13 protein-coding genes are annotated in these 20,388 nt (G+C 41.0%); 10 read left to right on the forward strand and 3 right to left on the reverse strand.

Annotation, left to right across the window (positions count from 1 at the left end; all coding sequences use genetic code 11):
• The first annotated feature begins 292 nt into the window (after positions 1–292).
• The 7 genes from ACEYW6_RS00710 (at position 293) to fabD (ending at position 8,790) form a co-directional block, all read left to right on the forward strand.
• Positions 293–1,018 (forward strand): lysophospholipid acyltransferase family protein, encoded by a 726-nt coding sequence (locus tag ACEYW6_RS00710; RefSeq protein ID WP_412978245.1) that lies wholly within the window; start codon positions 293–295, stop codon positions 1,016–1,018.
• A 158-nt stretch (positions 1,019–1,176) separates the two neighbouring features.
• Positions 1,177–2,004, forward strand: coding sequence for an alpha/beta fold hydrolase (locus ACEYW6_RS00715; RefSeq protein WP_190896823.1), 828 nt, complete (start codon positions 1,177–1,179; stop codon positions 2,002–2,004).
• Between the two features lie 414 nt (positions 2,005–2,418).
• Positions 2,419–3,600, forward strand: a complete 1,182-nt coding sequence (locus ACEYW6_RS00720) for a hypothetical protein (protein ID WP_412978246.1) — start codon at positions 2,419–2,421, stop codon at positions 3,598–3,600.
• Positions 3,601–3,913: 313 nt separating this feature from the next.
• The gene (locus tag ACEYW6_RS00725) at positions 3,914–5,395 is read left to right on the forward strand and encodes a leucyl aminopeptidase (RefSeq protein ID WP_412978247.1); all 1,482 of its coding nucleotides are present in this window, start codon (positions 3,914–3,916) and stop codon (positions 5,393–5,395) included.
• A gap of 263 nt (positions 5,396–5,658) precedes the next feature.
• Complete coding sequence (gene plsX / locus ACEYW6_RS00730; protein WP_412978248.1) at positions 5,659–6,681, forward strand: phosphate acyltransferase PlsX; 1,023 nt, start codon at positions 5,659–5,661, stop codon at positions 6,679–6,681.
• A 112-nt stretch (positions 6,682–6,793) separates the two neighbouring features.
• A complete protein-coding gene (locus ACEYW6_RS00735; RefSeq protein ID WP_412978249.1) occupies positions 6,794–7,786 on the forward strand; it encodes a beta-ketoacyl-ACP synthase 3 in 993 nt (330 codons plus the stop codon).
• A 122-nt stretch (positions 7,787–7,908) separates the two neighbouring features.
• The gene (fabD, locus tag ACEYW6_RS00740; RefSeq protein ID WP_412978250.1) at positions 7,909–8,790 is read left to right on the forward strand and encodes an ACP S-malonyltransferase; all 882 of its coding nucleotides are present in this window, start codon (positions 7,909–7,911) and stop codon (positions 8,788–8,790) included.
• A 284-nt stretch (positions 8,791–9,074) separates the two neighbouring features.
• Here the strand turns inward: fabD and ACEYW6_RS00745 are convergent, their stop codons facing one another.
• Entirely contained in the window at positions 9,075–14,945 is a 5,871-nt protein-coding gene (locus ACEYW6_RS00745; protein WP_412978251.1) for an AAA family ATPase, read from the reverse strand.
• Between the two features lie 307 nt (positions 14,946–15,252).
• Between ACEYW6_RS00745 and ACEYW6_RS00750 the strand changes: the two genes are divergently transcribed.
• The 3 genes from ACEYW6_RS00750 (at position 15,253) to ACEYW6_RS00760 (ending at position 17,457) form a co-directional block, all read left to right on the forward strand.
• Positions 15,253–15,891 carry a lysophospholipid acyltransferase family protein gene (locus tag ACEYW6_RS00750; RefSeq protein WP_412978252.1) on the forward strand — a complete coding sequence of 213 codons (639 nt, stop codon included), beginning with the start codon at positions 15,253–15,255 and terminating at the stop codon, positions 15,889–15,891.
• Positions 15,892–16,045: 154 nt separating this feature from the next.
• Entirely contained in the window at positions 16,046–17,083 is a 1,038-nt protein-coding gene (locus tag ACEYW6_RS00755; protein WP_412978433.1) for an AI-2E family transporter, read from the forward strand.
• A gap of 77 nt (positions 17,084–17,160) precedes the next feature.
• Positions 17,161–17,457, forward strand: coding sequence for a DUF2288 domain-containing protein (locus tag ACEYW6_RS00760; protein WP_412978434.1), 297 nt, complete (start codon positions 17,161–17,163; stop codon positions 17,455–17,457).
• Here ACEYW6_RS00760 and ACEYW6_RS00765 read toward each other — a convergent pair.
• Together ACEYW6_RS00765 and ACEYW6_RS00770 are read right to left on the reverse strand one after the other, a co-directional pair.
• Positions 17,454–19,403 (reverse strand): SPFH domain-containing protein, encoded by a 1,950-nt coding sequence (locus ACEYW6_RS00765; protein WP_412978253.1) that lies wholly within the window; start codon positions 19,401–19,403, stop codon positions 17,454–17,456. The genes ACEYW6_RS00760 and ACEYW6_RS00765 overlap by 4 nt on opposite strands.
• A gap of 19 nt (positions 19,404–19,422) precedes the next feature.
• Positions 19,423–20,088 (reverse strand): DUF1449 domain-containing protein, encoded by a 666-nt coding sequence (locus tag ACEYW6_RS00770; protein WP_412978254.1) that lies wholly within the window; start codon positions 20,086–20,088, stop codon positions 19,423–19,425.
• Positions 20,089–20,388 lie beyond the last annotated feature (300 nt).

Raw genomic sequence — 20,388 nt, forward strand, 5'->3', positions numbered from 1 at the left:
CCAATAATACCTTAATATTAGCAAACTTCTCAGACCAAGAATTGTTTTGTAATATGCATCAATTCAACTCATTTTTGCTTAAAAGATGAAAATCAACTAATCATAATTTTTTTGAATACTTTCTATTAGATATTATTGTGATCAAAAATACAAAACCGAGAAAGCAGAAAATCTAGCTACTTTTGTAGATTTAGACATTTCTATCTTAAGACGGTCATGGCAGTAGTAAAGAAATGTAAAAATTAAATTAAGATAAACCGTCATATTTACCGGAAAAATATATTGATTAGGTATGAGTCGAAATAGCCCCCTGGAGATTTCTCGCGCTTTCCTGGCGGCGCTTTCAACCCAAATGTTTCGTTATTATGAGGATCGCATTCCCCAGGATGCCAGCGTGTTGGTAGTCAGCAATCACCGCAGCTTTATGGATGCATTTATTTTAATGGCGGCGTTATCGAATCCGATTCGCTTTGCTTGCCATCACTATATGGGACAAGTGCCAGTAATGCGGGAGATTGTCACCGATCAATTGGGGTGTTTTCCTTTGGAAGAAACTCAAAACCGCCAGCAAAGCTTTTTTTCGCAGTCACAGTTGCTATTGCAGTCCAAGCAGATGGTGGGAGTATTTCCAGAAGGGACTGAACCAATGGTGAAATTTACTCAGCCAAACCAAGTAGGTGAGTTTCAGCGAGGATTTGCCCATTTGGCATTGCGAGCGAATGTGCAGGATTTAGCTATTTTGCCGATCGCGATCGCCTCCTTAGACGAGGTAAACACTTCTGGTTTCCCCTTAAGGTTTTTGAGTTTATTTGACCCTTCAGAACCTTTATTTAAGCAAGCTGGCTGGCATCCTCTGGTAATTTATCGTCGGGTTGCGGTGTTAATCGGTTGCCCTTATTGGATTACGCCCCAACATCAGCAAAAATATCACGGCAAGCAAGCCAGAACTGTTGTGGCTGAACTGACAGAACACTGTCATGGTGAAATTAGCACCTTACTGCGTCAAGGTTGCTATTAAAGCCATTCGATTTGAAATTTTGGATTGTCTCCAAAGCTTTCAGTAGCTTGCTCTGAGACCTTTTTTGTTTTTGCTCAAAAGTACCGAAGCTCGTAAAAGCAACAATCAGCAGTCCAAAAGTTTTATACCATTGACTAATGACTAATGACTAATGACCAATGACTATCTCAGAAGTTGAGCTAAACCCTTGTTTCCTGACTCCTAAACGAGTACAGCCAGAGTATCCGCTGTTGGTATATTTGCCAGGAATGGATGGAACTGGTCAACTATTGCGATCGCAAACCGCTGGATTAGAAACTGGCTTTGATGTCCGTTGTTTGGCGATCCCACGCCAAGACCTTAATACTTGGGATGTGCTAGCTAAGAGTGTATTGGACTTAATCCACGCCGAATTAGAAAAAAGTTCTCAGAGGGCAGTTTACCTGTGTGGTGAGTCGTTTGGTGGTTGCTTGGCAATGAAAGTAGCAATCCAAGCACCGCATTTATTCAAGCGAATTATTTTAATTAACCCAGCTTCTGCCTTTCGTCTTCGCCCTTGGTTGAATTGGGCATCCCAACTAACTTACTTGGTGCCATCCGAGTTGTATGATGTTGGCGCACTGGGGTTGTTGCCGTTTCTAGCATCTTTGCCACGAATTTCTCGGAGCGATCGCCATGAACTGCTGAAAACTATGCGTTCTGTCCCGTCAGAAACCGTTCTTTGGCGGTTGTCTTTACTACGAGAATTTGATGTAGATGACGAGAAATTAGGTCGCTTAACTCAACCAGCTTTGTTGATTGCCGGTGGTAGCGATCGCCTTTTGCCTTCTGTAACTGAAGTGAAGCGGATAGCTAATATCTTACCAAATACCAAAATTGTGGTGTTGCCGAATTGCGGACATGCTTGTTTGCTAGAGGAAGACATTAATCTCTATGAAATTCTTAAAGATAATGACTTTTTAGAAAGTAATGCTGATATGAGTACGGGGCTAGAGGTGAGAGGATAGCCTACTAGTATTCCTAGAGGACAGAACAGCAAGGAACTCGACGTGCTGTAGTGGTCGGTATACCTTGGGGAAAAGTACCCAACGCTAATAATTGCACCTTTAACTACCAAAATGGTTCTTGGGTGTCCAATAATCTCAGTTTATAACAGCGTTTTTCAGCCGATGCTGGTGCTTTGTCTCTGTCTTTCATTGTCTTGCTAGATCAAGCGCGGGAATTAGATATAAATCGAGTTTTGGCGTATTTGGGAACACTCACCCTTGAGCAATATGTTCCTATTCTGACCGATTAAGATAGTAGTTTGGATAATAAAATAGTTAATCTTAAACTGATATTTACGTTTATAGAGGGATGTAGAGCCGCTAATATTTCGCTACAAGTTTAAATAGAGAGGCTTTACAAGATGGTGTCAAGCAATGGCAGACAAACCCCAAAAAATAGAGGTGAATAAATCTGTTAATTCACCTAGAGAAACTTCAGAAGTAAATATCCAAGCTCAATCATCAGTAGAAAATGAACCGTCTATATTAGAGTCTTTTCTTACAAATGTTGCTCAGACTGGCAAAGCAGTTTTAGACACAGCAGTAGGGGTGGGAGAAGCGACAGCGAAACAAACACATAAGTTAATTGAGCAAACAACTCAAACCAGCGGTCAGGTTGTGAATCGCCTCAGCGAAAATTGGTTGATTAGAAAACTATCTGGAGTATTAAATCTAAATTGGCTGATTGGTAATACTGACGCTGTTGATTTGGAAAAAGCAGAAGCTGCGGTAAACAAGCTCAAGCAACAGTATCCAAATGAATCACCCAGCCAGATTGCTCACCGAATCATGTTGGAAAAAGCGACTCAAGCAGGCACAGTTGGACTAGCTACTAGTATTTTGCCAGGAGTAGCAGTGGCGTTGTTGGCAATTGATTTAACAGCGACAACAAAATTGCAGTCAGAAATGCTTTATCAAATTGCATTTGACTATGGGCTAGATTTAAAAGATCCTGCCCGGAAAGGTGAAATTTTGGCAATTTTTGGTCTGGCCTTGGGTGGAGGGCGTCTTTTGAAAGCTGCGGGATTAGGCTTGCTGAGAAATGTGCCCTTTGCAGGTGCAGCGATCGCAGCTAGTTCAAATGCGACGATGATTTATTCATTGGGGTATGCTGCTTGTCGATTTTATGAAGCCAAGCTGGATGAATCAACTTCGCTTACATCGCCACAGACAATAGCAACATTGAAAGCTGAAAGTGAAAAGTATCTAGAAACTGCGATCGCTCAAGAAGCAGTCATGGATCAAATTTTAGTTCACATGATCCTCGCTAGTCATCCAGAGAAGACTTTGCAAGAAATTTTGCCAGAATTACAAGCTGTAAATCTTAGTAATAACTCATTGGATGCCATTGCCCAAAATATCAAATCACTTAAGTCTTTAGATATATTACTCAATCAGCTGAATCGTGATTTTGCCATACCCTTGCTGGCTCAGTGTTACAAAATTGCCCAGCTTGACGATAAGACTACACCAGTTGAGCAACATATAATGAGAGCGATCGCCAGCAAATTTGACATTGATACAAATGCAATTGAGTCATTAGTCATTGGTCATTAGTCATGGGGTAGGAAGCAGTAGTTGAAACTCCCACGGCTTTTAGCCAATGGCTTTCTGCTTTAATTTCTGTAAAAGAGTGGAGTTATAAGCCTCGTTAACGATGCTCAAAGACTCATTAATGAAGTTCTGAGGTGGATTAATGAGGATCAAAGACTCATTAATGGAGTTCCATTTATACCAATTCGCTAAATTATAGCTACTGGCCCCTGCTCCCTTATCTCCTCTATCTTCCTCACCCCCCACTCCCCTCAGCCTGAAACAAGAATTTTGAGCAATACTGGTACAAGAAGGAATATTTACACAAAATCCCAACATGACAATTCAACCTAGTGATAAGCCTTTGCTAGAGTGGGCAGGCGATAGTTTGGCAATTGGATTATTTGAAGATGCAGTAGAGTTAACTGGAGAATTGGCAACTTTAGATCAAAAGTTTTCCGGGGTCTTAAAAGAACTAATTGCTGAAGAAGAATTTAAAGGTAAAGCCAACAGCACCATCTTCACTCGTGTAAATCCTGGTAGTCCAGTGCGTAAATTGATTCTGGTAGGTTTAGGCAAGCCAGATGCACTAAAACTCGATACTTTGCGACGCGCTGCTGCTGCTGTAGCCAGAGTGGCAAAAAAGCAAAAAAGCAAAATTCTGGGATTTAGTTTCCCATTGTGGAATAACGATCCAGCCGCAAGTGCCCAAGCGATCGCAGAAGGCGTAGAATTGGCACTTTACCAAGATACTCGCTTTAAATCAGAACCCGAAGAGAAAGGGTCACAAATAGAAACCGTAGATTTACTAGGATTCGGTGGACAAGAAGCAGCCATCACCCGCGCCAATCAAATCGTTTCCGGGGTAAATTTGGCACGGCAGTTAGTGGCAGCGCCAGCCAACGCAGTAACACCAATTACTTTGGCCGAAACTGCTCAAGCGATCGCTAAAGACTACGGTTTACAAGTAGAAATTCTGGAAAAAGAAGACTGTGAAAAGTTGGGTATGGGTGCATTTTTGGGAGTAGCGCAAGCTTCCGAGTTGCCACCTAAATTCATTCACCTAACTTACAAGCCAGAAGGTACACCCAAAAAGAAACTAGCAATTATTGGCAAAGGTGTAACCTTCGATTCCGGTGGACTCAACATTAAAGGTGCTGGTAGCGGCATCGAAACCATGAAAATTGATATGGGCGGTGCAGCTGCTACCTTGGGCGCGGCAAAAGCAATTGCTCAAATTAAGCCAGATGTTGAGGTTCACTTCATCTCGGCGGTGGCTGAAAACATGATTAGCGGCCGTGCTATGCACCCTGGAGACATACTTACAGCATCAAACGGCAAAACAATCGAAGTGAACAACACCGACGCTGAAGGACGTTTGACCCTAGCAGATGCCTTGGTGTATGCCGACAAATTAGGATTAGATGCGATCGTGGATTTAGCCACCCTAACCGGTGCTAACGTGATTGCCTTAGGTGAAGATATAGCTGGTTTGTACACTCCCGACGATGCTGTAGCTTCCCAGTTAGAGAAAGCCGCCCAAATCTCAGGAGAAAAGATTTGGCGGATGCCAATGGAAGAAAAATATTTTGAAGGGCTAAAGTCTGGCATTGCCGACATGAAAAATACTGGTCCGCGCCCAGGTGGTTCCATTACCGCGGCCCTTTTCCTTAAGCAATTCGTCAAAGAAACACCTTGGGCGCACTTAGATATTGCTGGCCCAGTGTGGACAGATAAAGAAAATGGCTACAACGGCTCTGGGGCAACTGGCTACGGCGTTCGGACGCTAGTTAGCTGGGTACTGGGCATTGCGGAGTAGGGAGAAGAGGCAGGGAGCAGGGGGCAGGGAGCAGGGGGCAGGGAGCAGGGGGCAGGGGGAAAGAGGTAATGTTATTCTCCCCAATTCCCAATTCCCCATTCCCCATTCCCCATTCCCCATTCCCCATTCCCAATTCATGCTATCTTGAGCTTGCCAGCAAAAATTGTTGCAATAGTAACAGAAGTAATTTGGCAGTCAGAAAGTTAAGCTTTTTCGGCAAAGCCATCTGGTAAAATTTATAAGGTTTCTAAAAGCTCTGAGCAATGGGATCGACTCGCGTACGGATCGCAATTGACGCAATGGGAGGGGATCATGCACCCGGTGAAATCGTTGCTGGCGCATTGCGAGCAAGGGAAGAATTGGGTGTAGATGTATTACTGGTTGGTGATCCCCAACAAATAGAAGCTGCCTTGCCGCCAAAAAAGAATTTAGGGCAGATGGAGATCGTTCCTGCGGAGGAAGCGATCGCTATGGATGAGGAGCCTTTAAATGCAGTTAGACGCAAACGCAAGGCTTCTATCAATGTGGCGATGGATTTAGTCAAGCAGCAAAAGGCAGATGCCGTATTTTCTGCTGGCCACTCCGGGGCAGCTATGGCATCAGCTTTGCTCCGCTTAGGACGATTGCCGGGAATTGACCGCCCAGCCATTGGGACTGTTTTTCCGACAATTATTGCTGGTAAGCCAGTGTTGGTACTTGATGTCGGCGCGAATGTAGATTGCCGTCCGAAGTTTTTAGAGCAGTTTGCCGTCATGGGATCGGCTTACAGTCAATATGTCTTGGGTACAACCGAACCTAAAGTGGGTTTGTTGAATATTGGTGAAGAAGACTCTAAGGGCAATGATGCAGCCGTCCGCGCCCACCAATTGCTCCGCGAAAATTCCCAAATTAATTTTATTGGCAATGCCGAAGGGCGTGATGTGCTTTCCGGTCGCTTTGATGTGATTGTCTGTGACGGCTTTGTAGGAAATGTCTTATTAAAATTTGCCGAAGCAGTCGGAGAAGTGATTCTGCAAATTCTGCGGGAAGAATTACCCCAAGGATTGCATGGTCAAATCGGTTCAGCACTCTTAAAACCAAACCTGAAGCGGATTAAGCAGCGGATGGATCACGCAGAACATGGCGGCGCTTTGCTATTAGGCGTGGCAGGAGTCTGTTTTATCGGTCACGGTAGCTCACAAGCTCCTTCAATTTTTAATGCAATTCGTATGGCCAAAGAAGCCGTTGACAACCAGGTGCTACAACGAATTCAGTCCCAATATATCCTAGAGCGCGAAAGCGGTTAGCGATTCAGTCATAAGTCATGAGTCATTTGTCATTTGTCATTTGCAAGGACGAAAGACAAAAGACAAGGGCAAGGGACAAAAGACAAAAAGCTGATAGCTAGGGAGATTAGGAGTGGAAAACTTAGGCATAGCAATTACCGGAAGTGGCTCGGCAGTACCAGCAACTTCCTTACACAATCAGACATTAACTGAACTAGTTGAAACATCAGACGAGTGGATAACTACAAGAACTGGAATTCGTCAACGGCGATTAGCATTGCCATCTGAGTCCTTGAGTGTACTCGCTACTGCCGCCAGCAGTCAGGCGATCGCAGCTTCGGGAATTAAACCAGAAGACCTAGACCTGATTCTGCTAGCGACTTCCACCCCTGATGATTTGTTTGGTAGTGCTTGTCAAGTACAGGCTCAATTGGGAGCCACCAACGCAGTAGCTTTTGACTTGACAGCAGCCTGTTCTGGCTTCGTATTTGGTCTAGTTACGGCAGCCCAATACATTAGAACAGGTGTCTATAAAAATGTACTGTTGATAGGGGCAGATATCCTCTCCCGTTGGGTAGATTGGCAAGATAGGCGCACTTGTGTATTGTTCGGTGATGGTGCAGGGGCAGTAGTATTGCAGGCTTCTAAAAGCGATCGCTTATTAGGATTTGCACTGAAAAGTGATGGCACTCAAAACCATCACCTCAACCTTGCCTATGCAGGCGCTTCTCAAGAACTACTCACTGGTGTAAATATCACCAAAGGCACTTACCAACCTATTACTATGAACGGCAAAGAAGTCTACCGCTTTGCTGTCCAGAAAGTGCCAGAAATCATTGATAAAGCCTTGTTTCAAGCCAACCTTAGTGTTGACAAAATAGATTGGCTGCTGTTGCATCAAGCCAATCAGCGGATTATCGATGCCGTCGCCCAACGCTTGAATGTCCCAGAACATAAGGTTATAAGTAATCTCGCTCAGTACGGCAATACCTCTGCTGCTTCCATTCCCTTAGCTTTGGATGAAGCAGTGCGGCAAGGTAAAATTAAACCTAATGATATTGTTGCTGCATCCGGCTTTGGTGCCGGTCTGACCTGGGGTGCGGCAATTTTTCAATGGGGAAGGTGAATATTTTGTCCTACCCTGCGGGAAGCCGCTGGCGCGTCTATGTCATTAGTCATTTGTCCTTTGTTAATGACCAATAACTAATGACCAATGATCAATGTCCAATGACCAATGACTAATGACTAATGACTAAAACTGCATGGGTGTTTCCCGGACAAGGTTCTCAAGCACTGGGAATGGGAATTGATTTATTAGATATAGCCTCCGCTAAAAACAAATTTGCCCAAGCTGAGGAAATTTTGGGCTGGTCTGTAACAGAAATCTGTCAAAACGAAGAAGAAAAGTTATCACAGACGCTATACACTCAGCCAATTCTTTATGTGGTAGAAAGCATTCTTGCTGACCTTCTCCGAGAACGTGGACACCAGCCAGATTTAGTTGCTGGCCACAGTTTGGGAGAATATTCTGCCCTTTATGTAGCGGGTGTCTTTGAGTGGTCGGCTGGTTTATATCTAGTAAAGCGTCGTGCAGAACTCATGGATAGTGCCGTTGGTGGGATGATGGCAGCTTTGATGAACTTTGACCGCGAACAGTTGGAAAAAGTCATTGCCCAAACGCCTGATGTGGTGCTAGCAAATGACAATAGTTCGAGTCAGGTGGTAATTTCAGGCACGACTGAGGCTGTACAAGCAGTGATGACTCAAGTTAAAGCAAAGCGTGCTATTCCACTAAAAGTTTCTGGAGCATTTCACTCACATTTAATAGCACCCGCGGCTACGGAATTCCAAGACATTTTAGAATCTGTGGAATTTCAGCCAGCTACTGTGCCGATCTTGTCTAATGTAGAACCAATTCCATCTATTGATGCCGAGATTTTAAAGCAGCGCCTAAATAAACAAATGACTGGTTCTGTAAGATGGCGAGAAATCTCTCTGCAATTACCAGCTAACGGTATCCAACAAGTAATGGAAATTGGGCCTGGTAAAGTCCTAACTGGCTTGATTAAACGCAGTAGCCCTGACTTAATTTTAAAAAACATCCAGAGTGCTGCTGATTTACCTGTTTAGTTTTTTTATAACTTCATTTCAATGAAAATTCTGTACCCTCGCGCAGAGCAGAGTTAAAACTCAATTTGCCATTGTGGGTTTCTTCAACAATTTGACGTGCGATGTCTGACGAAAAGCCGCTTTGCGTCTACGCTAATCCTAATTCCGTCCTTTTTTTTGATAGATTCTGTTGTCACCCCTCTACCGTTAAGTAACTAGGCGCAATTTTTACAGTTTTATCTTTGATTGATGTTGCAATTATAATATCGAAGCCATCTTTGAGGAATGGGAAAAATAAATTCTCATCAAGCTATGAAGTTAGCTTCTATCGGTAGGGTTACGACAAATTCAGTACCTTCGCCTGGTGTAGAATTTACCTCAATCACTCCTCCATGTTTTTCCGTAACAATTTGACGAGCGATCGCTAATCCTAATCCTGTACCCTTACCCACACCTTTTGTAGTAAATAAGTGGTCAAAAATCTTTTGTTTTACTTCTTCATTTATCCCATTACCATTATCAGCAATAGAAATTTTCACGCCTTGATTTGCTACTGAGGTTTTAATGATAATTTGGTTGGGATTGTCCTTAATTTCCTCAAAACTCCGTCCTGTATTTGATTCATCTAGCGCCTCAATGGCATTTGCCATAATATTCATAAATACCTGATTTAGTTGCCCAGGGAAACATTCAAACTGCGGCAAATTACCATAATCAGTTATCACTTCAATTGTTGGACGTTCTTCGTTTGCTTTAAGGCGATGTTTGAGAATTAAAATCGTACTGTCGATACCTTCATGAATATTAAACGGCACTTTGTAATCTTTATCAGCACGGGAGAAAGTTCGGAGACTGGTACTAATATTGTGAAGGCGATCGCACGCCATAGTCATTGAATCAATAATCTTGGGTAAGTCTTCTAAGCTATAATCCAAGTCAATTTCTTCAGCATGTTCTTTGATTTGATCATCGGGATTGGGAAGACTTGCTTGATATAGTTTCAAGTGTTCAACAATATCCGCAATGGTAGGTTTAGTTTGTTTGAGACTAGCAGCAATGAAGCCTAAAGGATTATTCATTTCATGGGCTACCCCAGCAACTAAATTACCCAATGCAGACATTTTCTCACTCTGAACCATTTGTAATTGTGCTTGTTGTAATTCTTCTAAAGCTTTTTTCAATTCTTGGGATTTTTGAATGACGGCGGCTTCGGCTTGTTTGCGTTCTGTGACATCTAACAACAAGCCATCCCAAATAATTGAGCCATCAGCTTGTTTAATTGGACGGGATGCAGCTTGAACCCATTTTAACTGACCAGAAAGGGTGATAATTCGTCCTTGATATAGCCAAGGCTCCAAGGTTTGAGCAGAAATGGTAATAGTCTCTTGATAACGCACCATATCCTCTGGGTGAGTCAGAGATATCAAACTGTTAGCATCAGCTACTGCCTGCTCTGATGGGACTTCGTAAATTTCATAACAACCAGTGCTAACATAGCTTAACCTGGTGATACCATCTGGTAAAAGTTGGAATTGATAAATCATTCCCGGAACATTTTCCGCAAGGCGGTGAAAGCGGGCTTCGGTGTCCTGCAAATTAGTGTACAATTGGGCATTTTCTAGGGATATTGCTGCTTGGGAAGAAAGTAAGTTAATAACGCTGAGGCGATCGCTAGTAAATACCCCTTGAGTTAGTTGATTTTCTAGGTAAAGAATCCCTACCAAATGCCCTTGATTAATAATCGGGGTACACAACACACTCTGAGGTTTTATTCGGTGCATATATTCCCCAATTACACCAGGAATATCTGTTTGCAAGTTATCGATCACAACTGTTTGTTGGGTATTTTTAACGTAATTGATAATTGTTATGGGAATATCTTGACAAGTATCTAGTGGTTGTGTGTCAAGAATGGTTTGTATCGCAATCTGGGAATTTGATCCATGATTAATAAAGGTAATTGCTCTAACTTGCCAAGTATCTCCTTGGGGAAGAATTAGTGCAGATTTTTTCGCGCCAGAGTTTTCTAGGATAATGCGGGTGAGGCTAGCAATGAGTTGATCTAATTCTAGAGAACTGGATATAGCTTGAGCGGCTTTAAGGACAGAGGTAAAATCCAGACCATCAGAAATACAAGTGCTGTCAGTGCTAGAACTACGAGTAGATGAGGAAGTACCACGAAAGCTAATAGTTTCTAGAGGGTTAAGGTTAATTCGTTGTTGTTCCAAGATGGGTTGAAGCAGTTGGGGATAGCGTTTTTCTAAGTCATTAGTTTTGGCTTTTGCGCCCCAACGAGCGTAGCAGTAGTATGCTTCTTGCATATATGGTTGAGCGACTTTTTCTTTACCCCAGTCGAGGTAGAATTTGGCTGCTAATTCGTTGCTAAGTGCTTCTTCTTGGATGTAGCCGTTGGCTTTGGCAAGGGAGATGGCGCGATCATAATATTCCATCGCCTTGAGCTTATCTCCCATTACCCGCGCTGTTTCTGCCTCAACTAAGTCGTACTTGTGCTGAAAATTAACAGGAGCATAGCCAGACCAATAGTGCATGAGTTTTTGGTTGGTAATTACCTGATTTAACCAACATTCTTGCTGATTCTGTTCGCGATCGCAGCTAGAATAATTTGCAAGTAAGCACAAAGAGTAGTAAAAGTTATGTGCCACAACTAATAGTAGACCAAAGGCTCCATCCATATACTCAGTGGCTTTTTCTGCATTGCTTGCAGCCTGTTCATACTGGTCAAAGGTATAAAGGATAGCTGTTTTGGCAAGATAGATGGCAAATAGTGACTGATGATTGTGGGTGTTGTGGAGATGTGGCAACATTCCTGTCTCATCAAAATCAATACCAGTCAGGTAATATTGGTGAGAGGATTGTCCGAGTAAATTTAAGGTGACTTGCCTCCAAATTTTGGCATAATCAACACAATGTTTTTGTTTAAATTTTAAAAGTAGAACGATATATTTTGCTTGTCTTTCTTCAACAGTATCTAGAGTTTCTCCAATTAAGAATAAATGCGTACACTCAGCCATCATTGAATAGCTAGCATGTTCGATATCTCCAACTTCTAGCCCACACTGTATACTTTCCCGTAAAAATGTGAGTGTATTTCGAGCATGCTCTTTGTAAGCACAGATAAAAACACCAAAAATCATATAAATTTTTGGACTGAGTTCTTTACTCTGGTATTGCTCTAGTAGCTTTAAAGATATCTGACCGGAGTGATAAGCGGTATCGACATCTCCGATTACAGCACAAAGAAATACACTATAACTTCCATAGGCAAAAGCAGCCAAGGATGAATGTCCCTGTTCAAGACAAAGATGGAGCATTGTCAGTGCTACTGACGGATACATATCCGGTTTGACATGATGAACAGGAGGTGTAATGCTAATCAGCAACCGCAGTGCAGCCAGAGATTCCAGATTGGTCATTTCTAGAATATTGCCTAAGTTTATTAAAGTTGGTAGTTGAGCTAAACGATTCTCCTGTTCTACATCAGTTGACCTCAACGAAATGTTTAACTGCTCCAGTGCTTTTAACCCTGTTTCAATGGCTTTAACTTGCTGATCTTGGGCAATATAAATCTGAACTTTTAGTTCATAAGCTTTAATTCTGTCCAACATCTGCGTAGTTTGCTGCAAGATAAAGTCTGTCAGTTTGACAGCCTCTTCAAAGCTAGTATTTAAGTATTCTGCTTTTGCTGCATCTTCATACAGCGCTAGGGTGAGATCGTAATGACTTTGCCAGCTATCTGCTGTTAGCAGTTCTATTCCTAGCGTTAGATACTCAATCGCAGCAGTGTAGGCATTGGCAGCTATAGCTTTCCGTCCAGCTAACAGATTTAACTGAGCTAGTTGATCTCGTTCTATCTGTTGAGTAATTAACCCTAACCCCAGGTTAAATTGACTAACAATTTGAAATATTTTCTCTTCTTTTTCGCTTTTAGAAATATTATTTAACAGGATCTGACCAAGTTTTAAGTGAGTAGTCTGCTTCTGAGCTTCTGGAATCAAAGAATAAGCAGCTTGTTGAACGCGATCGTGTAAAAATTTATATATTGGGACTTGGAAATTGGAATTTAAAGGCTTTGATTCAAAATCCTGTCCACTGTGTTGAAAGAATTTATAAACATCACCAGTAGTTAAAAGTAACCCTTCTTCCAAAGCTTTCCACAAATCAGCAGCCGTTTCAATTTCCGATGATTCCGAAACAATTGCCAAGGTTGCTAAATCAAATTGATTGCCAATACAAGCAGCTAACTGTAAGATATTTTGAGTTGATTGTGGCAATCTTTGTAGTTGAAATGCCATAAAGGCAACAACATCATCTGTAACCGCTAGAGTCGTCACTTGTGCAATGTCACATTCCCAAAAGCCTGATTCAAAGTTAAATTGAATCAGCCTATCTTGATGTAATGCTTTGATAAACTGTGTAGCAAAAAATGGATTACCTTGAGTTTTTTGAGATACAAGTAGGGAAAGAGGCAACGCTAAATCCTCAGAACACCTAAGTGTGTCAGCAATTAACTGATTCACTTGTCTTTGACTTAGTGGTGCCAATGTAATTGTATTAATAGTTGCTTGTGTTTTTTCAATTTCACTCAAGGTCAACATTAACGGATGTGCTTTTTTGACTTCATTATCACGATATGCACCAATTAATAAAAGATGTCCTGTATCAGCCATTAATAACTGCATTAACTTCAGCGATGCTGAATCTGCCCATTGTAAATCATCTAAAAACATCACTAATGGATGTTCGGCAGTGGTAAAAACTTGGGTAAACTTTTGGAATATTAAATTAAATCTAATTTGTGCTGCATTTTCTGATAATTCTGGAGGCGATGGTTGTTGACCAATAATTCTTTCTAATTCTGGGATGACTTCAATAATTACTTGTCCATTTTCACCCACAGCCTCTAATATTTTGCTTTTCCATTGCTGGATTTGTCCATCACTTTCTGTTAATAGTTGCTTCATGAAATCCCGAAATGCTTGCACCAATGCACTTAAGGGAATCTTCCGTTGAAATTGATCAAATTTTCCTTTGATAAAATAACCGCGTTGTCTAACAATCGGTTTATGAATTTCATTAACAACCGCAGTTTTACCAATACCAGAAAAACCAGCTACCAGCATCATTTCTGTTGCACCAAGGCTAACTCTTTCAAATGCTTGGAGTAGGATTTCTACTTCTGTTTCCCGTCCATAAAGTTTATCAGGGATAATAAAGCGATCGCACACATCCCGTTGGGCAATTGGGAAACTTTTAATTTCACCAGTTTCTTGGATTTGAGATAAACAATTTTCTAAATCAAATTTCAGTCCCAATGCACTCTGATAGCGGTCTTCAGCATTTTTCGCCATCAATTTCATCACGATGTTACAGAGAACTTGGGGAATAGGAAAAGAAACCTCACCCCAACCCTCCCCTTGGCATGGGGAGGGAGCCAAAGGCGAGCGAGGTTTATTCATATTTGCTGGAAGTTTTGCTAAATGGCAATGTACCAACTCCATCGGATCATTGGATTGGAACGGTAATTCTCCCGTCAACAATTCGTAAAAAGTCACACCTAAAGAATAGAAGTCAGTTCGGTAGTCAATTCCTCGATTCATTCTTCCTGTCTGTTCAGGAGAAATATAACTAAGCGTCCCTTCCAATACATTAGGATTCATCAGTGTTTGAGTTTCCCGCGGTAATATGGATGCAATACTAAAATCAATTAATTTAACTTGTTTGGTTTCTGGATTAATTAGAATATTGGCGGGTTTAATATCTTTATGAATAATCCGATCGCAATACAAGATCTCTAAGGTATTGCACAGTGCGATCGCTATCTGTAAAAACTCCGTGAGATTTCGTAGTTTTTCCCCTGTTCCCCATTCTTTAAGAGAAATTCCACCAAAGTCTTCCATCACCAATGCATAGCTATTTTGATACGGTTCTAGGCTATAAGTTTGGATGATTAGAGGAGAATTGAGATTTTTGGCAATGGTGTATTGATTGCGAAACTGCACCAGTTCACTAAAACTTGGATAAGGATTTTTCAACAGTTTAATTACCACAGGTAAAGAGTCAGTTTCTCGATAACCGCGATAAACTATGGTTCTTGAACCATTATAAAGTTGTTCGTTAACTTGATATCCGGGAATAGTAACTAGAGTGTTAACCATATTGCTAAATCCTGACGATTTACAGATTTAGTATTCCCAGATGGGTGAAGCAATTCATAATTTAAAAGAATATCAAACAATAAATTATCCAATATTCCTAGATATGATGCGTTACGGAGTTTCGCCGAATACTGGATATTTTCTCATTGGAAGCCCCTAAAAGGATATTTTCAAAGCTAAGGAATGTAGCAAAAAAGCTGACTTAAAATTGTCGAAATCAGTACCTTGGGTTTCTACAGCTTTTTGGAGTTTGCTCTGGGCCTTGCGATCGCGTATGCTAAATTCAGTCTGATTTGAATTATCTTCTGTGGACAGAAACCGCGAACCGTTTATCAGTCTGGCACTTTACCACGCCTTTAAATGGTCGGTCGTTAGCCCCATGCTTCACGCTTACTTTCGGGGCCAGATTTATGGTACGGAAAATGTCCCCCAATCAGGGCCATTGTTGGTAGTGAGTAATCACGCTAGTTATTTTGACCCGCCAATTGTCTCCAATTGTGTACGTCGTCCAGTGGCGTACATGGCTAAGGAAGAGTTATTTAAGATCCCAATTTTGGCGCAAGCGATTAAATTGTACGGTGCTTACCCGGTGAGTCGAGGAAATGCCGATCGCAATGCCATCCGTTCCGCCCTAGAATATCTCAATAATGGTTGGGCTGTAGGTGTTTTCTTGCAAGGTACTCGCACTCCAGATGGTCGAATTACAGACCCCAAGAGAGGCGCACTGCTGCTAGCGGCGAAAGCAAAAGCCCCAATATTACCCGTGAGTGTCTGGGGTACTGAAGAGATTTTACAAAAAGGCTCGTCCCTACCTCGCGCAGTTCCCATCACTGTGAGAATTGGTAACTTGATTGATGCTCCCAGTTCCACCAATAAAGACGAATTGGAAGCGTTGACACAAAAGTGTGCCACGGTAATTAACGAGATGCATGATTTAGGAAGATGAGTTAGACAAGCAAGAAATATATGCTTTAGGGAGGTAGCGATCGCACCTTAGCCTCTGTATGTTTAAGGTCAATGTGCTCTAGCAATGAAGTCTAACTTTGTGCTTAAATGCAACTGCTAGGCAAATCTACAATCAATTTAACCCTAAACAGCATATGAGCGGCTTTGAAGCCAAGAATTTTTGGGAGCGATTAAATAATCTGGCGCTAGTCCGCTTTTTGCTTTTGGTTGCTTCTGGCTGGGCAATTGTACAGCTTTTAGCTTACTTTGAAGCGGTCATTGTTATTTTTACATTTGCTGCAATTTTGGCTTTTTTACTCAGCTATCCTGTACAGGGACTGCGGCGTTTTTTGCCCCACGGTGTAGCGGTTGGTGTCATTTTCTTGCTCAGTATTGTGATTATAGGCGGTCTGATAATTACCGTGGGCTTAACGGTTTTATCTCAAGGACAACAATTAATTGATAGTATCACTGCATTTTTAAATTCTTTAGTACCTTTATTAGAGCGACTAGAAGGATTTTTGCAAAGCCGTAATTTACAGATAGATTTAAGTTTCATCGAAGAACAATTGCGGAATCAAGCTGTATCAAGCCTTGTGACTAGTTTAGCTATTTTACAAGGGTTTATGACAAATTTCGTAACTTTTATATTGATTGCAGTTGTGGCTTTTTTCATGCTATTAGATGGAGAAAAATTGTGGAATTTTATTTTAAAAATAGTCCCAAAACACCGCCGTCACAGATTTACAAATATAATCAGACGATCTTTTTTAGGTTTTTTTAGAGGTCAGTTATTATTAAGTGCATTTCTCACAAGTTCTACTTTTTTAGTTTTCTTAATATTAAAAGTACCTTTTGCTTTGATATTGTCAATAATAGTTGGAATTCTTGATATCATTCCTGGCATAGGAGCAACATTAGGAGTAAGCACAATTACTCTATTTGTGTTGTCTCAAGGTGTGTGGTTAGCATTGAAAGTATTGATAGCTTGTATTATCCTCCAACAGATACAAGACAACTTGATTGCGCCTCGAATTATGCAAGGTGCGCTGAATCTTAATCCTGTAGTGGTATTTTTTGCTTTGCTAATAGGCGCTAGAGTAGCAGGATTATTAGGTGTTTTTATATCTATTCCTATAGCTGGAGTAATTGTATCTTTATTTGAAATTGATGAAATGAAATCAGAAGTTTAGTAATTGGTTATTTGTCATGAAGTACCTTTTAGTTAATAATGGGAAAATAGCCATCTACAAATAAACATTGGGGAATGATGTCGGATTTAAGAGCAGAATTAACAAAAATTTTGGATGAGGCAGAGTGGGAGTGGCTAATTCCTCATGTACAAAGAGATGCAGTAATTTTGGTGGCACTTGAGCTAAACTTGGTGGATGTTGGAGTAGCGATCGCCAGTGATAACATACCATCGGTGGAACAGTGGATTGATAAGCAATTGATTGCCAAACCCACGACAGCACAGGTGGGAGAATGGAATAGCGATCGCACTAAGCGATTTAATACTCTCATTGTTCAACCTTACGTTCTGGCGCAAGAAATAGTTGCTGCTTAATCAGTTTTTGTGGCGTTTTCCATCAGAGTTGGTGTTGTGATAGTTTCTAAGGAAATATGGCTTGTTGTGTCAGTTATTACTTGGTTATTGCCACGCACTAACTGGCTGATTTGGCCAATTAATTCGCCTAATTTGCCTTCGTCAAGTAAAGTATTGATTAAGGAAAGTCCACTGGTGGATAGTAGTAATTTGTTAATATCTTGACTGCTACTACTGCCGTTTGCACCAGGGAATGAGTAAATACGAGTATCTCCTAAAACTCCCGGTTGTGGTGCTAAAGCGGTGACAATTTCTGGTAGTTTATCGGCTAATTCTGGCCAGATTGAGGTAATAATTTTGGCAGTGAGGTTGGCGTTACTAATGGAATTTTCGGCAGAAATTTTTGCTTGAATACCTTCTGCTTCTGCTAAAACTTTATCGCGGTTAGCTGCTGCTAGAGTGCGAATTGCTTCAGCTTCTAATTCTGCTGCTTGTTGGGCGATTTCTGCTTGACGACGACGGCGGAAAGCATCGATTTCCACAACGTTGCGATCGCCAATACTCCGTTCTTCAGCTTCTCGTTCCGCAGCAATCACCGATAGGCGTTTGTTGCGTTCGGCTTTTTCAACTTCACCTGCTGTCTTAACTGATTCCTCGGCTTTGGCTTGTTGTGCTTGTGCAACAAAGCTTTCGCGTTTTTTGTTAGCAATAGCGATCGCTACATCTTCTTGAGCAAGCTTTGCCAATCTTTCTGACTCAGCTATCTGCACTTGTGCTTGTAGCTTTCCAGATTCTACACTTTGTTGACGTAAAATCTCTGCAAGCTCAGATTCTTGTTTTTGCAATGTTTGCGCTACATTTAGCTGTTTATTGCGTTCTTCTAGGGAAATATCAGCTTCAATTTGGCTTTGCTGCACCGATAATTTTTTGCGAATTTCTTCTTCTTCAATTGATTTTTCCTGCAAAATTTTGGTACGCCGTACTGTTGCAGCTTCTCTATCTTTGGATTCTTGAATTTCGCGTTCTTTCTGGGCTTTTAATGCTTCTACTTGCAATTTTTGCTCCAATTTAGCACTTTCTTGTTCTTGGGCAATTTGTAGCGATCGCTTTTGGGCATCTAGTTCTTTTTGCTCAATAGTCACTTGTGCTGCTAACTCAACTTCCCGTTTTTGTTGAATTGAGCGCTGAATAATTTCTGTTCGTAAACGCACACCTTGAGCATCAAAGAAGTTATCTGGATCGTAGGTAACACTTTCTAATATTTCGGAAATGGCGATGTTGTTTAGAGTTAATCCCACTTTTTTCAAATCGGTGCCAACTAAGTTCAACACCTCCTGAGCAAACCCTAATTTATCAGAGTCTATTTCCGCTAAATCCTTAGTTTTAGCTGCCGCCCTAATTGCATCATCTGCTCGTTTCTCTAAAGCATTTTTAATATCTTCAGGAGTAATTTTAATGCCATTTTGAGATAGTCTAGCGGCTGCTGTTAAAACATCATCTTCGGAGGCATTAATACATACATAAAAAGTGACTCTAATATCTGCTCGTAAGTAATCTTTAGTCCGAACTGCAAGCTTACCTGTGCGTTCCACATCAATAGAAATTTCTCGCAGAGGTACACGAGTTAGCTGATGAAATCCCGGTAGAACAATACAACCACCATAGAGAATCACTGATTTCTTTTTAATAAAAAGACCACCAGTCCTGACGAAAGCTTCGTTGTTGGGTGTAACTACATAAACCCGCGTATAAGCAAACAGGCTAAATAGTAGTAATAAAACCAAAGCAGCAATAATTCCAGGAAATACTAATCCCCCGTTAATTTGGGCAACAGTCGGCTGGATTTTAACTGGAAGTGTTTGGGAAATTAATGTTATTTGCTTTTTTTGTGTTTGAAAATTAATTTGTGGAGCTTCAGCTATTGTGACGCTAGGTAAGGACTGAATGAAAGTTAACCAAAAAAGCATATTTTTCCTCTCACTAAATTTAATTTCTCTGAGATGAGTTAGTTAACCATTGTTCTTGATCAGGACTATCTTTGGCAATAACTACGTAAATTTGTGCTTTATGTTCAATGATTAAAACTTTTTCCCCACGTTGTGGTGCAATAGTTGCCCAGTCTGGTATCACAGCACTAATTGTTAAAAAATTTCGTTTGATATCTAGCACATCTACTTGTCCAATTCTGCCTTGATTATCGGTAGGAATGTAAGCAGAGGTAACAATACCAACGCAACCTATCAAGCGATCGCTACTCGCATCCTCGCCAAACTCGGCAAAAATCTTGCCAATTGGTCGTGCTATCAATCCTCCCATTAATAAACTGATCATCAGCGAACCAAATAATATAACACTTCCAACAAAAGCAGTAATATTACTATTTGAAGTTCCACTAATAAAAACATTTAACATCCACCCCAAAACGCCCCACAGGCTTAAATCTGTTGCTAGTAACAATATGAGTGGTGCTTTACCAAAACCTACCCATCCCAGGAATTGCCCAAAGCTCAATTCGTTACTGCTATCTGCATCTACATCAACATCTGCATCAACATCTTGCCCTCCCCCGCCGGAAATTATCATAAAAAAGAACAACAAGACTCCCATTCCCAGAAAAATCCAATAGGGCAAGTTGGCTGGGCTAAACAGCATAATATTTTGTAAATGATATGTGCTGGTAGTTTTCTAACATAGAATCTATTTGAATTTATTTTAGTACTACAACTATAAATATAACAAGTTACATGAATTTACTTGGAGTATTTGACCATAAAAATAAAATGATATCATTCTTAAAAATTTGAATAAAATATTAACCAAAGCCTCAATAAATGAAAATTACTTTGATTGCCGAAAACCGACTCTTTTTTCAGATAACTAGTCGTCCTATTTTGTTATGTTGAGCCTACAAAAATTTTTATCTTAAAAAAAGTTAGAATTTTAAGTAGCAAG

The sequence above is a fragment of the Nostoc sp. UIC 10607 genome, assembly GCF_047228265.1.
Classification (GTDB): Bacteria; Cyanobacteriota; Cyanobacteriia; order Cyanobacteriales; family Nostocaceae; genus Nostoc; species Nostoc foliaceum_A.

Bases quoted from the DNA above. Each gene is read 5' to 3' on its own strand.
- ACEYW6_RS00710 (WP_412978245.1), top strand. From the start codon at position 293: ATGAGTCGAAATAGCCCCCTGGAGATTTCTCGCGCTTTCCTGGCGGCG.
- ACEYW6_RS00715 (WP_190896823.1), top strand. From the start codon at position 1,177: ATGACTATCTCAGAAGTTGAGCTAAACCCTTGTTTCCTGACTCCTAAA.
- ACEYW6_RS00720 (WP_412978246.1), top strand. From the start codon at position 2,419: ATGGCAGACAAACCCCAAAAAATAGAGGTGAATAAATCTGTTAATTCA.
- ACEYW6_RS00725 (WP_412978247.1), top strand. From the start codon at position 3,914: ATGACAATTCAACCTAGTGATAAGCCTTTGCTAGAGTGGGCAGGCGAT.
- plsX (WP_412978248.1), top strand. From the start codon at position 5,659: ATGGGATCGACTCGCGTACGGATCGCAATTGACGCAATGGGAGGGGAT.
- fabD (WP_412978250.1), top strand. From the start codon at position 7,909: ATGACTAAAACTGCATGGGTGTTTCCCGGACAAGGTTCTCAAGCACTG.
- ACEYW6_RS00745 (WP_412978251.1), bottom strand. From the start codon at position 14,945: ATGGTTAACACTCTAGTTACTATTCCCGGATATCAAGTTAACGAACAA.
- ACEYW6_RS00755 (WP_412978433.1), top strand. From the start codon at position 16,046: ATGAGCGGCTTTGAAGCCAAGAATTTTTGGGAGCGATTAAATAATCTG.
- ACEYW6_RS00760 (WP_412978434.1), top strand. From the start codon at position 17,161: ATGTCGGATTTAAGAGCAGAATTAACAAAAATTTTGGATGAGGCAGAG.
- ACEYW6_RS00765 (WP_412978253.1), bottom strand. From the start codon at position 19,403: ATGCTTTTTTGGTTAACTTTCATTCAGTCCTTACCTAGCGTCACAATA.
- ACEYW6_RS00770 (WP_412978254.1), bottom strand. From the start codon at position 20,088: ATGCTGTTTAGCCCAGCCAACTTGCCCTATTGGATTTTTCTGGGAATG.